The organism is Gimesia sp. (assembly GCF_048260065.1).
Taxonomy (GTDB): domain Bacteria; phylum Planctomycetota; class Planctomycetia; order Planctomycetales; family Planctomycetaceae; genus Gimesia.
Map to the genome: position 1 here is coordinate 23,809 of NZ_JBLXHC010000021.1, position 16,068 is coordinate 39,876.

At 50.0% G+C, this 16,068-nt stretch carries 14 protein-coding genes; 5 read left to right on the plus strand and 9 right to left on the minus strand.

Annotated elements, in window-relative coordinates:
• Positions 1–33: 33 nt before the first annotated feature.
• From ACN0YN_RS27335 to tilS, 6 genes are all read right to left on the minus strand, one after another.
• Positions 34–861, minus strand: coding sequence for a sulfite exporter TauE/SafE family protein (locus ACN0YN_RS27335; protein ID WP_417388133.1), 828 nt, complete (start codon positions 859–861; stop codon positions 34–36).
• Between the two features lie 165 nt (positions 862–1,026).
• The gene (locus ACN0YN_RS27340; protein ID WP_417388134.1) at positions 1,027–2,427 is read right to left on the minus strand and encodes an MFS transporter; all 1,401 of its coding nucleotides are present in this window, start codon (positions 2,425–2,427) and stop codon (positions 1,027–1,029) included.
• Positions 2,428–2,445: 18 nt separating this feature from the next.
• Positions 2,446–3,396: a hydroxyacid dehydrogenase gene (locus ACN0YN_RS27345; RefSeq protein WP_417388135.1), complete on the minus strand. Its 951-nt coding sequence runs from the start codon at positions 3,394–3,396 to the stop codon at positions 2,446–2,448.
• A gap of 42 nt (positions 3,397–3,438) precedes the next feature.
• A complete protein-coding gene (locus ACN0YN_RS27350) occupies positions 3,439–4,668 on the minus strand; it encodes a threonine synthase (RefSeq protein ID WP_417388136.1) in 1,230 nt (409 codons plus the stop codon).
• A gap of 237 nt (positions 4,669–4,905) precedes the next feature.
• On the minus strand, positions 4,906–6,459 hold the full coding sequence (locus ACN0YN_RS27355; protein ID WP_417388137.1) for an MFS transporter: 1,554 nt from the start codon (positions 6,457–6,459) through the stop codon (positions 4,906–4,908).
• Positions 6,460–6,742: 283 nt separating this feature from the next.
• Positions 6,743–7,807, minus strand: a complete 1,065-nt coding sequence (tilS, locus tag ACN0YN_RS27360; RefSeq protein WP_417388138.1) for a tRNA lysidine(34) synthetase TilS — start codon at positions 7,805–7,807, stop codon at positions 6,743–6,745.
• Positions 7,808–8,241: 434 nt separating this feature from the next.
• On the opposite strand from tilS, the gene ACN0YN_RS27365 reads away from it, so the two are divergent.
• Both ACN0YN_RS27365 and rny read left to right on the plus strand, forming a co-directional pair.
• Positions 8,242–8,499 carry a hypothetical protein gene (locus ACN0YN_RS27365; protein ID WP_417388139.1) on the plus strand — a complete coding sequence of 86 codons (258 nt, stop codon included), beginning with the start codon at positions 8,242–8,244 and terminating at the stop codon, positions 8,497–8,499.
• Positions 8,500–8,797: 298 nt separating this feature from the next.
• On the plus strand, positions 8,798–10,345 hold the full coding sequence (gene rny, locus ACN0YN_RS27370; protein WP_417388140.1) for a ribonuclease Y: 1,548 nt from the start codon (positions 8,798–8,800) through the stop codon (positions 10,343–10,345).
• On the opposite strand, the gene ACN0YN_RS27375 is transcribed toward rny, so the two are convergent.
• On the minus strand, positions 10,342–10,992 hold the full coding sequence (locus tag ACN0YN_RS27375; protein WP_417388141.1) for an FMN-binding negative transcriptional regulator: 651 nt from the start codon (positions 10,990–10,992) through the stop codon (positions 10,342–10,344). The two genes, rny and ACN0YN_RS27375, sit on opposite strands and share 4 nt — an antisense overlap.
• A gap of 175 nt (positions 10,993–11,167) precedes the next feature.
• Here ACN0YN_RS27375 and ACN0YN_RS27380 point away from each other — a divergent pair, with 175 nt between their 5' ends.
• On the plus strand, positions 11,168–11,533 hold the full coding sequence (locus ACN0YN_RS27380) for a cupin domain-containing protein (RefSeq protein WP_417388142.1): 366 nt from the start codon (positions 11,168–11,170) through the stop codon (positions 11,531–11,533).
• A gap of 5 nt (positions 11,534–11,538) precedes the next feature.
• Here ACN0YN_RS27380 and ACN0YN_RS27385 read toward each other — a convergent pair whose 3' ends face one another.
• Positions 11,539–11,991, minus strand: a complete 453-nt coding sequence (locus ACN0YN_RS27385; RefSeq protein WP_417388143.1) for a VOC family protein — start codon at positions 11,989–11,991, stop codon at positions 11,539–11,541.
• A 183-nt stretch (positions 11,992–12,174) separates the two neighbouring features.
• On the opposite strand from ACN0YN_RS27385, the gene ACN0YN_RS27390 reads away from it, so the two are divergent.
• Entirely contained in the window at positions 12,175–13,989 is a 1,815-nt protein-coding gene (locus ACN0YN_RS27390; protein ID WP_417388144.1) for an arylsulfatase, read from the plus strand.
• Positions 13,990–13,991: 2 nt separating this feature from the next.
• Here the strand turns inward: ACN0YN_RS27390 and ACN0YN_RS27395 are convergent, their stop codons facing one another.
• Complete coding sequence (locus ACN0YN_RS27395) at positions 13,992–14,870, minus strand: MerR family transcriptional regulator (RefSeq protein ID WP_417388145.1); 879 nt, start codon at positions 14,868–14,870, stop codon at positions 13,992–13,994.
• Positions 14,871–15,115: 245 nt separating this feature from the next.
• On the opposite strand from ACN0YN_RS27395, the gene ACN0YN_RS27400 reads away from it, so the two are divergent.
• Positions 15,116–16,060 (plus strand): sigma-70 family RNA polymerase sigma factor, encoded by a 945-nt coding sequence (locus tag ACN0YN_RS27400; protein WP_417388146.1) that lies wholly within the window; start codon positions 15,116–15,118, stop codon positions 16,058–16,060.
• The last annotated feature ends 8 nt before the right edge of the window (positions 16,061–16,068 follow it).

Below are 16,068 nucleotides of genomic sequence, written 5' to 3' on the forward strand. Positions count from 1 at the left end.
ATTGAGAGACGCTATACTTAAATGTGATGCGCTCTAGTCCTGCTGCCGGACGACGGCAGTTGATGGAGCGGTACCAGAAGCGAATTCCGGTTCCAGTTCCTTTTCGCCCGCACTTCCCTGAATGACCATGTACAGCGAACTGACAGCCAGCAGCATCAGCAGGCAACGTTTGAAAATCACAGGATTGATCCGGGGACCCACCAGGGTTCCGAGCGCCATTCCCACAATGACAAAGGGAATCACGATTGCGGAGGTCAGAATGACTGGCATGGTGACAAGGCCCATCAGAGTTAAGCCAATCACACGCGTTATGGAGATCAGAATAAAGAATCCGAAGATGAAACCTTTGTACTGGTCCTGAGTCCAGGGTTGTCGGATGGCATAGATCACGATCGGCGGTCCTGCGATACTTGTCGACCCGGCCAGGAAGCCACTGCAGAAACCGGCAAAGGTACTCCAGAGGGGGGAGGCCTGTTGAGGTCCGGTTTCTGTCTGAACCGGTTTCTGGAATAAACCGTCAATCACAATCAGCAGTATGACAAGCCCGGTGCCGCGCACCAGGTAGTCCAGATTGATCAGCGTAAACGTCAACAGACCCAGAGGTAATCCGACCAGTGAGCCTAGAATTGCACCTGAGAGGATTTTGAAGTTGGAATGTTTCCGATATGCCCAGAAGATCCAGATGACAGGCAAAACGATACTCAATGCCACCAGAAGATTGGCTTCGCGAAAATCCAGCATTAACGGAAGCACCGCCATTGCGACAATGGCATACCCGAATCCGATAATTCCCTGGATAAATGCAGATAGAAAAGCGACAGCCAGAACAAAAAACCACAACTGTGGATCAGAAAACATCATGATCGTGAACAAGTCAAAATGAGTCCTGCAGGCAGCATGACTCTGTCAAGCGGGGGTGAACGCGGCGGGGAGTATTTGTGAAAACTAATTCCATAAACAATAACGAATCACAGATCATGTTGACAGGCTGTCACGGATTGGGAACTGGATTCATTGAAAAAACGTTTATTCCAGCAGCTCACTGCCTTTGGTTTCTCTATTAAAGTAGGGCAGAAATGCGCCGATGATATACAGCATACTCAAACTGGTTGCTGTTTGTGCCAGAGTCATTCCTACTGCGGAACTTAGCATCCAACCGGCCAGAAACAGGATGGGCGCCGCCAGAATGCGACCGGCGTTGAAACATGTGCCTGCTCCCGTTCCTCTAAGTCGTGTGGGGTAGAGTTCCGGGAAATAGATGGCATACCCGGCGTGCATACCGAGAGTCAGAAAACCGAAGATGGGTAGAAAACAGCCAATGACTATGGCGTTATGAAATAGTTGAAACAGCAGAATGGTGCTGATTAATCCCCCAGCGTGGAACAGAAAGAATGCTCCACGTCTCCCTAACCATTCACAGAGGGGACCAAAGGCCAACAGGCCTAAGCCACCACCTGTCGTTGTTAGAAACATTCCCAGCATTTCCCACTTTTTTAATGTGGTTTTCTCAGAGTCAAAATAAGCTGCGATTTCTTCTTCCGCAACATTTACCTGACCTTGAAAATGTTTGGCTTGATAGTCAGCTTTGACAGCATTCAGGAAGGCGTCTTTTCCGTAAATATGTACTCCCCAGAAGGTCGCAAAACCAATCGCCGCCAGCATGATTCCGATGCAGGTGCTCTTAGCGTATTGGGATGAGAACAACTCCGTTACCGTCCCCATCTGCTTTGTCGTGTCTGCTTTTGCTGCCTCTTGTGCATGCTGCCAGGATTCAGGCTCCTTTAAACTACGCCGAATCCAGATAATCAAAAATGAAGGTACGACCCCGAGTGCAAAACCAATTCGCCATGGAAGACTGGGGTGACCTGCATTTTCGGCATATGTCTGGATACTCTCATTCCCGATGATAAATGCCCCTGCCAAAATTGCGAGGTAGGTTCCCAATACACTGGAGGCATGAAAAATACTCCCTACGCGGGCGCGGGCTTTCTGGGGAAACGATTCCGCCACCAGAGTACTCGCCACCGCCCACTCGCCGCCAACACCCAGTGCGACAAGAAATCTGAACCCTGCAAATTGCCACCAGTCCTGAGAGAATGCAGAGAGGCAAGTAAATAAAGAATAAAACAAGATCGTCAAAGACATTGTTTTTTTGCGCCCGATCCGGTCACTGAGTGCACCAAATACAATACCTCCCAGCGCGCCGCCAATCAAAAAGGCTCCAAAAGTGATATTGTTATAATTTTTAATATCACCAGGCAAAGTCCCTTTGGGTACAAGTGAAGGCATCGCCTCGTTCATGCTGGCGACGAAGATCTGACCTTCGAACACATCGAACACCCAGCCTAGAGAAGCAATGATCAACACGAGCCACTGGTAACGCGAAATGCCGTGATACCATTTTTCTTCTTTGAGTTCGTCTTGCATCAGGCTGTGTCTCTCAGGCTAAGGTTCAAATACATTGATTGCTTTTTTACCGCTCAATACCAGACGAACGTCTTCGCAGACGGAATCGACCACCCGATCCTGGGCTTCCACCGTAAAGGCGGCGATGTGCGGGGTTAAGATGACATTTTCCATCTGATTTAAAGGGCTCTGCTTGGGGGGCTCTGTTTCTCGAACGTCCAGAGCGGCTCCTGCCAGTTTGTGCTCCAGTAACGCCTGGGTCAGTCCTCTCTCATCCACGACTTCTCCGCGCGAGGTATTGATGAAAAAGGCATCCGGTTTCATTCTTCTGAAATGCTGATAAGTCAGCATTTTGCGCGTGTCGGGAGTCAGCGGGCTATGACAGGAGACCACATCTGACTCGGCCAGCAGTTCATCAAGGGGGAGCAGGGTGGCATCCAGTTCTTTGAGCTGTGGTGCATCTGCTTTCAAAAACGGATCGGCGGCAAGGATCCTCATCCCGAATGCCTTGGCGCGGGCTGCTGTTAGTGAACCAATCCGTCCCATGCCGATCAGCCCGAACGATTTCCCATAGAGTTCACTGCCAGTAAACTTGAGGCGGTTCCAGCCCCCCGTCAGAGTATCCTGACGGGCTTCCGGAATTTTTCTCATCAGCGCCAGCATCAGTCCGATGGTGAGTTCGGCTACCGAGAGTGAGTTCGCATCAGGAGTAAAGCAGACGATGATCCCTTTTTCGTGGGCATATCCCGTGTCGACATTATCCAGACCCACACCGGCCCGGGCGATGATTTTCAGCTCGGGAGCTGCGTCGATGAGTTCGCGATCGACTTTCGTCTGATTTCGGACAATCAACGCTTTGGTGTTTTGAATCTTCTGTTTGAGCAGATCGGTATTTTGCCACAGGTAGGCATCGAACTCGACATCGTGCTCCTGGATGAGACGATTCATGGACACGCCTTGAATATTCTCTGTTACCAGAACATCGCTCATGTCACTACTTCCTGCAATAACGTTTTACTACTACAGCGTCGATCAATTGAATTGAGAGTAATCGATCGGCTGATTAATGTCGATTGACTGATCGGCTGGTGGGAGGGGGTACTTCAGTCCGGTAGCACAGTTGAACAGCACGGCACTTTCGTCCGGGCTGATTCTGCCAGAGGCCAGTTCCTGTTTGTAGGCAGCGTAAGTCGCTGCTCCCTCCGGACACATCAGGAAGCCTTCCTTCTGCGAGCACTCATCCAGCGCTGCGGTAATCAGTTCATCATCGACGGCGGTCGCGAACCCATTGCTTTCCCGGACCGCTCGCAGGATCAGAAAGTCACCTACCGCAACAGGGACGCGAATACCGGCGGCAACCGTATGTGCGTTCTGCCAGAGTTCAGCATGTTCTTCACCCGCTTCGTAGGCTTTGACCATCGGGGCACAGCCTGATGCCTGGACGGCAACCATGCGAGGCAGTTTTCCTTTCAGCCAACCCATTGCTTTGAGTTCGTTAAAGGCTTTCCACATGCCAATCAGTCCGGTGCCGCCACCAGTCGGGTATAAAATGACATCGGGAACCTGCCAGCCCATCTGGTCGGCCAGTTCCAGTCCCATCGTCTTTTTACCTTCGATGCGATAAGGTTCCTTCAGGGTAGAAAAATCAAACCAGCCTACCTGATCTTTGCCCTGGCCGACAATCTTGCCGCAGTCATTGATCAGTCCATTCACCCGCCAGACCTGGGCTCCCTGTGCAGCGATCTCGCGGACATTGATTTCCGGTGTATCATCCGGGCAGAAAATATAGGACTTCATCCCGGCCCGGGTTCCATAAGCGGCCAGTGCAGCGCCGGCGTTTCCGTTGGTGGGCATCGCGACTTTTGTGACGCCCAGCTCTTTGGCCATCGAGACGGCCATACAGAGTCCGCGTGCTTTGAAGGAACCTGTGGGGAGGCGGCCTTCATCTTTAATCCAGACCGTGCCATTTCCACCCTGCAGACGGGGAACAGGGATCAGCGGCGTATGTACTTCCCCCAGGCTGACAATATTTTCTGATTTACGGACCGGCAGGAATTCGCGGTACCGCCAGAGAGTCGCCGGGCGGGAGGCCAGTTCTTCCTTTGTGACTGCCTGGGCGAGCGCATCTAAGTCATATTTAACCAGCAGAGGTTTTCCCGCTTTGGAAAGACCGTGCAACTGATCTGCTTCGTAACGATCATGGTGCATGCCACATTCAAGATGTGTGACAAACGTTTGAGCTTCGGGAAATGGATTATCCATGGGAGCGTGCCTGTTATCAGATCATTGATTGAAGGTATTGTACTGTTGATTTTACTCCAGAAATATCATTCTGTTATCCAGCAATTGACGTGAAAGTCAACCCTTTGACACTGGTGAAATGGTTTTCCTCTGGTGGTGTCTCCTGTCGAACTTTTCTGTTTTCCGGTTGAGAATCAAAATGAAAGAACGACCACCCGCAGGCGGGTAGTCGTTCGAATGCGAAAGCGAGGCGGTCTGCTATTCCACAGGCCCTTCAACGCCACCTGTATAGTGCTCACCCACCGGTTCTTCACCGTGTAGCACTTCCGCTTTGTACCCACCTTTACTGTAGAAGTAGATCACCAAAATTAAGTAGCCGAAGGCCATGAACAACGGAACAAGAGCCGTGCACTGGAGGGCCATCCGACCGCCGTAGATCCCAGCGGCCTTCACTTCCGGTTGATCTTCTTTGGCATATTTTTCTGCACCCTGCCACCATTGGTTCAGGGTTTCGATGTTTTCATTCGGCTTACCATCTGCTTTCATCTGTTCCACAGCCTTGGCCAGTTCTTTGCCATCGTTCTTCAGAACATCAACTTTCTGACCGTTCAGCCCCTTGATCTCAGGCAGAAAGAGAAAGCCTTTTTCCTCAGCTGCGGAGTAGCGCTCATAAGCTTCTGGAGAAAGTGATTCCAGTTTCTGTGTCGCATAATAGTCCTGATTGTAACCGATACCCGGGCCACCCAGCAGACCAGCCGACAGCATTCCGATGCCTCCCATGGCACCCATGGTTAAAGCTCCCCCTTTAGGGAACCGTTCGCCGACTACACCCAGCATGGTTGGCCAGAGAAACGTTTTACCCAGTCCGTAAACGGTAACCGCAATCCAGACCATAATGGCTTCATTCGAATTTCCAATCATGTATAGTCCAGTGGCACCAAAGCAGGCACTGATACAGAGCAAACCCAGTGGATTGATTTTTTCTACAATCGGACCGGCAAAAAATCTCAGGATGAACATGATCGAGGACGCATAGATAAACAGGTACAGTCCCTGTCCTTCAAGAATTGAATCAGTAATGCTTGAGATCCAACTGTCGGTACCCAGTTCCACATAACCGACACAGGCCTGCAGTAACAGCAGGAAGATCAGTAAGGGGCTGGCAAAGGTCAACAGCATCTGGCCAAAACTGACCCCAGCAGATTTGGCTTCAGACAGAGGAAATTTCTGCTTGATGACAATGAAACCGTAAATGAGGGTCGGTATCAGGAAGACGGCCATGGGAACTTCCCAGCGAAGCCAGGAAATATTTTTTTCCATCTTTACAAAAATCTCAGCCACAATACCGCCAATGATCAGCCCCCCTGGCCAGCCGGCATGCAGGATATTCAGATAGTGAGTTTTCTTCTTCGGGTAGAGTGTTGCAACCAGAGGGTTGATCACCGCTTCGCACAGTCCGTTGGCGACCGCAAAGATAAACATCCCGATATACAGACACCAGTAAGTGGCATCTTTACCTGCAGCATTGAAAATCGGAGTCGCTGCGAAAGTGATTAATGCAGAGAGAACATGCAGGATGAAGGCCAGCAGCAGGATCGGTTTATATCCAATGTTATCTGTGATCAAGCTTGCCAGTAGAATCACAATACCGAACCCAACCAGCCCACCCCCAGTGATCGTTCCCAGATCGAACTTGGTAAATCCGTACTGGGCGCCCCAGTAGTCTAGAACCTTTGTTCGAATACCGAACCCGACGCCGGCGGCGATGAGCGTCATAAAACTCGCAATAAACAGTGGTTTATTGTTATTCATGGTTGTGACTTCTTTGAATGAATGAGGGCGAGTGATTATCAGGTGCAATGTGTTCTGCAAGAAACGATCATTCAAAAGCGGATCGATCGAAGCTGATCAGGAATGGATGCTTTGAATGGTCTTGATCACACAACGGTAACTCACAACGGCTGTTCGAGCGAAGGGTAAAGACCCGATGAACAGACTGTTATCAGCATCAGCAACGCCAGATTCTAACCAACCCGGATTGAGATTTCCACAACACGTATGCAGGAATGTGAATGTTTATCAGATTCACTCTCCATCACTGATTGCTCTGGTTCCGCTTGCGTAAAATCAGCAGTTTGTCTCGACGTTCTGCTTCAACCTGATCGGGCAGACTTAACTTCTGGCCAGACTGTGCCAGTTCCAGCAGTCGTTGCCAGTGGTCGAAACCCATCCGTTTACGGGACCAGTTCATTTCCTGCCAGATTTTCAGAAAGCACTGTCGGACGAGGTAATCGGGACTTTTCTGGAGTACCAGGCAGTCCAGTCTCCATGTTTCCTGGTTGCGATCCAGGGTGGAAGCGGTGAGGATCTGGTCGACTTCTGAATTAATGACGCTGGTGACTTCTTCCGCCTGCTGTGAGAGTCTTTGAATGGACTGCACTACGTTGGGATTGAATTCTTTTTTTAATAAAGGTAACAGTTGATGGCGGATGCGATTGCGGGTGAAACTGGTGTCCGAATTGCTTTCGTCATTCCGGTATCCCTGGCCACATACGTTCAGAAATTCGACAACCTCTTCACGACTGATCTGCAGCAGCGGGCGAATCAGATGCAGACCCTGCTGTAAGGCTCTGGTCTGGGGAATTCCTCTCAGTCCAGTGATGCCTGTCCCGCGAATCATGTGATGGAGTACCGTCTCAGCCTGATCATCCAGGGTATGTGCGACAGCAATCTGCGGGCACTGTTCTGCAATCGCAACCCGGGTGAGAAAATCATATCGGGCTGTGCGGCACTGTTCTTCCAGACCGGAATCAGGCCCCTGATTAAGCTCCTGTTTCTCAGTCACGCAGGGGAGTGAGAGACGCCGGCATTCCTGTTTCAGCCACTCCGCATCTTCATCAGAGGCGGTTCCTCGCAGGCCATGATTTAAATGGGCAACCACCAGTCCATCGGGAGGAATCAGCGATTCGGAAGACTGCGCCAGACACTGCAGTGCTCGCAGCAAAGCCATGCTGTCCGCGCCCCCGGATACGGCAATCAACGTGCGTTGCGCAGGCAGATTTTGATGTGAACTAATGTGGGGATCGGGATTTGATTCGTCCTGGATGCGTTTCTGACAGGTAAGCAATCCGCATTTCACGGCCTGGATAAACTGATTCATCGGAAACGGGAGTTCTGCAAAGCGGTGTGAAGTCTGAAACAGAGCACCCCGCAGGTGTCGGTTCGAGATTTGACTTTCGGGCAATATTTCTGATTATATACTATCGAAACCGGAAATGTCTTGTTACCATAAAAAAGGAATTTTACGAGAAGTTTCCACTCTCATTCGAGTTACACGCATTCTCAACTCCCTTTTCGCAGGTGATTGAACTTTGCGAATTGGCAGATGTTTGTCGTTTTTTTCTGGATGTTCTGGAGTGAGCTTTTCATAATAGTTTCATTGTTTATTTATTTTTAGGTTTCCTTTCGGCATTTCAAAGTTTGACAGGGAGCATTGTCGCAAACGAGTATCGACACTTCACCTGAAGTAGAGTTCTCTTTGTGATTTAGAGTTTCTAAGGTAGTCCCGGTTTCAGTTGAGTTGGAGAATCAACAATGTTTGGTATTCTCAATGAGACAATTCTTGCAATTTTTGTCCTGCTCACCAGAGTGGTGCGCATATTGCCGACGCTGATGCAACCATGGAAATCGACTCGTTCTGAGAGAGATTTCTATCTGCACGTTGAGTCGTTGACTCAGCAGACAGAGGAAAATGAAATGATGCGTCGAGTCTTGTCTTGTCTGGGGATAGAACAGCGGTTACGTGTGCCGGTCAAGGTGCGCTCTGACCGATGGTGCTTTAAGCGTCGTTAAACAGGTAAAAGCACGGGCCATATGTTTGTTGAAAGCGTATTATCTTTTTTCTGGGCTGCTTAAGGTTACACCATGCCTTTGAATTCATTTCTTTTATCAGGCATGTAAAATCGGGAAACTCTCTGACGCTCCTGTCGTTCTCATGAAATTCCTGACAACACGATTTGTATTGATCTGATTGAAATCACCTGCTGGTGAGTTCGGGGAGATACAATTTTGTCTCTGTCGAATACCAACGCCAAATGGTATCTGGCAGGAAAGGGGCTTTCACTATAGGCGCATAGGAAGCACCTGGAATATGTTAACCGAAGTCGCAATCGGAGCGACCCTGGCGTTCATTGTCGGGGTCATCATTGGATATTTCATTGACCGGATCCGCCGAGGATCTGCCTACCAGTCTTATGCTCAGATTCTGAAACAGGCTGAACTCGATTCAGAAAACCTGCTCAAAAGCCAGAAGCTGGAAGCCAAAGAGGAATTACTCAAGCGTCGTGAAGCGCTGGAAGAAGAAGTCAACAAACAGCGCGAAGAGCTCTGGGCTGTCGAAAAGAAACTCAGTAAGCGCGAAAATGCGCTGGAAGATCAGCAGGCTGATTTCCTGAAAAAAGAAGCGATGATTCAGACCACCCAGTCAAAGCTGGCCTCCCGCTCCAAAGCGGTGGAAGCACGCGAGCAGGAACTGGAGCGTTCTCTGAAGAAACAGCAGGAAGAACTGTTTAAGATCAGTGGCCTGGACCGGGAAACCGCTTCCCAGATGCTGCTGGATCGACTGGATAATGATCTGAAAAACGAAACGGGTGCTTTGATTATGAAGCACCAGAACGAATTGAAGCAGACCTGTGATAAAATTGCCCGCGAGACAATTGGCATGGCGGTGCAGCGCTTCGCTTCCGGTCACGTCGCGGAAACAACGGTTTCCACGGTCGAACTGCCTGAAGAAGAAATGAAAGGCCGGATTATCGGTCGTGAAGGACGCAACATCCGTGCCTTTGAAAAAGCGACCGGAGTCGATGTGATTGTGGATGACACTCCCGGTGTTGTTGTGGTTTCCGCTTTTGATAACGTCCGCCGCCAGATCGGTAAAATGTCATTACAGAAGCTGGTCAACGACGGACGAATCCATCCTGCACGAATCGAAGAAGTGGTCGAAGAGACCCAGAAAGAGCTGGAAGAATATATTCAGACCATGGGGCAGAATGCCTGTCAGGAAGTGAATATTTCCGGCGTGAATCCCAAACTGATCGATCTGCTGGGACGTCTGCATTTCCGCACCAGTTACAGCCAGAACGTGCTCCGGCATTCGATTGAAGTCTCAGCTTTGACCGGCATGATGGCAGAGCAGCTCGGTCTGGACGGGACCATCGCCCGACGATGTGGTCTGTTTCATGACATCGGTAAAGCAGCTGACCATGAGATGGAAGGGGGCCACCCTGCTGTCGGGGCGCAGTTACTGAAACGCTATGGTGAATCTCAGGAAGTGGTGCATGCTGCCGCCGGCCATCATGATGATATTCGCCCTGACTACATCTATACCGTACTGGTGGCTGCGGCGGACGCCTGTTCTGCATCGCGTCCTGGTGCTCGGCGGGATACTCTCGAAAAATATGTCCGTCGTCTCGAAGAACTGGAAACGCTGGTTTGCGGTTTTCCGGGAGTCGATCATACTTATGCCATTCAGGCGGGCCGTGAAGTCCGGGTGATTGTCGATTCCGATCAGGTCAATGACCGTGAAGCAGCGAAGATGTGTAAAGATATTGCCAAGGCAATTGAAGATACACTGACCTATCCCGGAGAGATTCGCGTGACCGTCATGCGGGAAGCACGCACTGTCGAATATGCACGCTAAGACCGGGAAGGGGAGTCGTTTCCACTTTGATGCAGATTGGCCTGCATCCGGGCGGCGATGGCTCTTTCGTTTTCACCAGTCTGGCGTAGAAGTGCATCGATTACTTTCTGCTGGCGTTCTGCAGAATGGTTCTGATTGAGTTTGAATTTTCCTTCGATTCGTTCAATCTGTATCCGGAAGCCGACAATCGCCGGCAGTAAAGAATCCACAAAGTCAATATCCGAATCGGGTATTGACCATGGCGCTGGTTGAGCTGCCTCATAGAAGGCTACATATTGGTTGAGTATCTGTTTCAGCTGTGCTGGATCGCTCTCAATGGTGCAGGAACCATAAACGTGTACCGCCTGGTAATTCCAGGTCGGGACAGTGCGGTCTGACTCATACCAGGTTGGCGAGATATAAGCGTGCGGGCCGTGAAAGATCGCCAGCAGGCTTCCGTTCCGAAGTTGATCAGCCTGGGGATTGGCTTTCGCCAGATGCCCGATCAGCTGTCCGATTTCTCCCGTTGAACGGTCCAGTAACAGAGGCAGATGGCTTGCTGTCGAATGATCTTCTGCCTTAGTGACCAAAGTCGCAAAACTATGCTGTTCGATAAATCGATGCAGCGTGTTCAAATCGGTTTCTGCAAACGAGGAGGGTACATACATCGGGTGTGTCCTGCGGGAGATATTCAAATTTTCTGTCAGCCTGATATGACAGTGGAAGCGTACAGCAGGTTCGTCAGACTATCAATTCCCCGGTGATTTCTTTATTTTGAGGGAAGAGCCGTCTATCGGATCAGCAGATATCCCGCGTCCCATTGAATTCAGGAGTGATTCCGACATGCCATTCATCGATATCAATTCCGTTAAACCCCTTGAGGTCCTTCCCGGCTGTAAAATGCGAACTCCCTTTGGAGAGAATCTGATGCTCTCTTATCTGGAAATGGACGAAGGCGCGATTGTCCCTCTGCATCATCACCCTCATGAACAGGGGGGGATGTTACTCAAAGGGAAACTGGAGCTGACGATGGGGGACGAAGTCCGGGTTGTCGAAGCGGGGGCCATGTTTATCATTCCTCCCAATACGCCTCATCAGGCAGTTGCCGTCGATGGACCTGCTGTTGTCCTGGATGTATTCAGCCCGGTTCGGGAAGACTATGCAGAGCTCTTTAACAAATACATTCCCGTTTCAGACGATCAAGCCTGAGCGGTTCATTGCTGCTGCTGGGCCTGTTGTGCTTTGAACTCTTCCGCTCGCTGGTGAAGTTCTTCGGTGGTGAGCTCTTCTGTCTGAGTTGCGATGTGCCAGCTGATACCATAGGGATCTTTCACTGAAGCGCCCCGTTCTCCATAAAACATGTCGGCGGGCTCACGCAAACTTGTTGCGCCTGCATCCAGGGCTTTCTGATAAGTTGTATCGACGTCGGGCACATACAGATGAATGGCTGCGGTAGTCTGCCCCCATTCCTCGCAGGCATCGGCCACTTCGAGCATGGAATCACCAATCTGCAGTGCCGCGTGACCGATTTTATCACCATTATGGGAAATGAGTTTCGGGGTGGCATCAAACACCGTTTGCAGAAATTCGATCATTTCAGCTGCCCCTTCCACAAGCAGGTAGGGAGAAATGGTGTGATAGCCTTTGGGGATATAGGGAGTCGTCATTATTCTTCTCCTGCTCGAATTAACGGAAGTGGAATCTGAAAAGGGCATATTCTCAAGACGCAGTATTTGATGCTGATAAACGCTCATTATACAATCAATGGTTCAAGACCCATATTGGTAACTTCAAATTTTGCATCGATTGAATGCAGACAGCGATTCCTTTCAGTTTGGGGAAAACTTCTAATGCGATTATCGTTCGTCATCTGTGTTCTGCTTTTGTCGATTAATTCAATCAATGCTGCTTCGCGCCCCAATGTGATTCTGATCATGAGTGATGACCAGGGTTACGGCGAACTTTCCTGCCATGGAAATCCGATATTAAAGACGCCGCATCTGGATCAGCTGGCTACAGAGAGTATTCGGCTGACTGATTTTCATGTCGCTCCCATGTGTACTCCCACGCGAGGGCAACTGATGACCGGCCTGGATGCCTTTCGGAACGGAGCGATGAATGTCAGTAGCGGTCGTACGCTCTTGCGACCCGAACTGAAAACGATGGCCGACCTGTTTCAGTCAGCCGGGTATCGGACTGGTATCTTCGGTAAGTGGCATTTAGGAGATAATTATCCCTTTCGTCCGGAAGATCGGGGCTTTCAGGAAACGCTGTGGTTTCCTTCTTCGCATATCGGTGCAGTGCCCGATTTCTGGAATAACGATTACTTCGAAGATACCTACACGCATAACGGGCGCAGGGAAAAATACCAGGGCTATTGTACCGATGTGTTTTTTCGTGAAATGACCAGGTGGATTAATTCGCAGGAAAATGCTGATCCCTTTTTTGCTTATCTGCCTTTGAATGCACCGCATGGCCCCCACTATGTTCCCGATCCGTTTCGCAAGCCGATTGAAGCGGCTATGAAGCAGAATGAATCACTGGTCGCTCATCTCTCACCAGCGAAACGTAAGTCACTGGTGAGCTATCTCGCCATGTGTGCGAACATCGATCAGAATATCGGTGAGCTGGATCGGGCTCTCAGAAAATCCCGGTTGCTCGATAATACAATTCTCATCTTTCTGACCGATAATGGCAGTACGATGGGGCCCGATTATTTCAATGCAGGCATGCGAGGAAAAAAAGTCACGCTCTGGGAAGGCGGCCATCGCGTCCCCTGTTTTATTCGCTGGCCAGCCGGCAAACTGGGGCCACCTCGTGAGCTGAATGATTTAACCCACGTGCAGGATCTGCTGCCGACTTTGACCGAGCTGTGTGGGGTCCCTCAATCAATTCCTGATCTGGATGGAATCAGTCTGGTGCCCAGGATCAAAGGTAAGGTTCAGTCCCTGCCTGATCGGATGCTGGTCGTCGATTACAGCCGCATGCCATTTCCTGGAAACAAAAAAAGCATGTATCTCTCACAACCTCGAAAGGAGGGAGCAGCTGTTCTATGGAAACGCTGGCGCTGGCTGGAAAACCGGGAACTCTACGATCTCACGACAGATCCGCTTCAACAGAAAAACGTTGCTGCGGAATATCCTGAGGTTGTCGGAAAAATGCAGGCACACCTGGATCAATGGTGGAATGAACTCGAGCCCACGGTTGCAGTCCCTCAACGGGTCATTATTGGTCATCCAGCAGAGAACCCGACGATGCTGACAGCCTGTGAATGGCTGGATGTCTTCGTTGATCAACAGGGGCAGGTTCGGCGGGGAGTCCGGAGAAATGGCACGTGGCACCTGATCGTGGACCGTCCGGGTAGCTATCAGTTTGAATTGCGACGCTGGCCGCGTGGGAGCGGTTTGCGACTGGCGGAGGGAGCCCCGGCACTGAAAGTCACTGATGGACAACTTGCGGAAGGTGTCGCATTACCTGTCGCAAAAGCAAAAATCGAAATCGGATCATTGACAGCAACAGCAGAACCGGAATCCGGTGGAGACTCGATTACCTTTTCTGCGGCATTGGAAAAAGGGCCTGTCGAACTGACGACCTGGTTGCTGGATGAACAGGGAAAAGAAATCTGCGGAGCTTACTACGTATATGTAAAACGTCAAAGTGAATGATTTCAATCCGCGTTTTTCTCGGTCGCATGTTTAATAGTCTGGGCAAACGACTCCAGGTGCCGGACATTATCGCAAAAGGCTGAATACTGGATCTGCTGACGGATCGATTCTGTCATGGCACGCCCTCCGACCACAAAAGCAACGTCCAGGCCAAATTCATCATAAAGTTCTGTGTATTCGCGGATAAAATCCTGCACATTTATAATATGGCTGACACTGAGCCAGAAGATGCGTGGTCGATGTTGTAGAATCGCGGCTCTCAGAGTCGCGAAGGGGAGGTTCGTTCCCAGTGAGACCGCATTCCATTTCGAGTCCCTCAGTACCAGTTCAACCATTGTGGTCGCGAGACTGTATTGATCCCCCTCGGGGGTCCCTCCGATTGCAACGGGAGCGTCAGATGGCGGAGGTGGGATCAAAGTTCGTAATTCATGCAGGATTCGCAAGGAGACTTCACACCCATGCCGTTCCTGGTAGACCTCAGCTTCTCCACATTCCCAGCGATCACCAATGTTGTTGAATGCTCTGGCAAGTACCAGGTCGCAGATTGAACTGATGCAATGCTCCGCCAGATAAAGATCAAGAATGATCTGGCGGCACTGTTCCTCATCTCCTGCGAGTAGGGCTTCGGTAATCTGAGCCGCTGCGCGATCGATCACCCAGACCGTTTGCCCGGTCGTGGAAGGCAGTCCCAGTACTTCCGGGCGAATCAGCTGATACTTACTGGTACGGAGGAATTCAATCAGCTCCGAGAAGGCAATACGGCGGTGCCCTCCGGCAGTGTATTGCGTGGGAATAACACCCTTATCACACCAGCGTTTCACAGAGGATTCGCTGACCTGAATGGCCCGGGATACCTGTTTCGGAGTTAAAAATTCGTTCATTTTGCCAGTTTCGTTTGAACGATATGGTCGTTTTAACACGAGATTAAGTGATTCAGTACCAAAATCTTAGTTTAGAAACGGGAATATGACAAGTGACCAATTTGTAAGTGTTTATTATTTCTCGATATAGGACTAGATATCGCAAAATGAACGTTTTGAACGAATTTTATGTTGTTTTCAAACGGGGGACTGCATATAGTTTCTGTAGAACGTAATCAACGATTTCTCTCTGCTGGAAGAAAATTATGGTCGTATGTTCAATAGAATCTGATGTTTGTGAGCAGGAACGATTATCTTGCCGTGCCCGTAAATTGCTGAATCAGGAAATCGAATTTATCTCCAATCCCTGTTTTGGTGATCCCAATGCAGAATCAGATATCCTCAAAAATTGTGATATCGGTTCGCATCAAGCACCGTTTGACGAAAACCGGTCAGCAGCATCATCTGGAAGTAGCACAACAATCTCGCGTCTGTGTAATGCTGAGGTCCTTTCTGCCGAAGAGGAGCGAGTTCTGTTTCGTCGGTTGAATTATCTGAAATTCAAAGCAAATCAACATCGTTCACAACTGGATCCCGAGTGGGTCACTGAAAATGAACTTGATCTGATTGAGCAGCTGTTACACCAGGCGGAACTGGTACGTGATGAAATTCTGCGTCGCAATATGCGGCTGATTGTTTCTATCGTGAAGAAATGCACGACGACCGGAGTCTCGTTTGATGAGTTGTTCAGCGATGGCTGTCTGACATTGCTGAAAGCCATCGATAAGTTTGATTACTCGCGGGGATTTCGTTTCAGCACTTATGCCTATCACGCGATTTCCAATTATGCCTATCGAAAAATAGCCAATCGTAGAAAAGAACGTGCCAAGTACAAACAGCTGCCTCCGGAACGCTCGATGGAAGAAGCGGGGGCTGTGAAAAATCCTCTGATGGGAACCGCAACCTGGGATGAGCTTTCCGAACTTTTGAATGAATCAATTCATACTTTGGACGAACGTGAGCAGTTGATTGTGAAAAGCCGGTTTGCTCTGGGGAAGCATCGCAAGATCCTGACCTTTCAAAAGCTGGCTGATCAGTTGGGAATTTCCAAAGAGCGTGTCAGGCAGTTGGAACAGCGTGCCGTCGCCAAACTGCGAACTGTTGCAGAGGGGACCCGGCTGGAACTGATACGAGATCTGGTCTGCGAATAGTTTCAGTC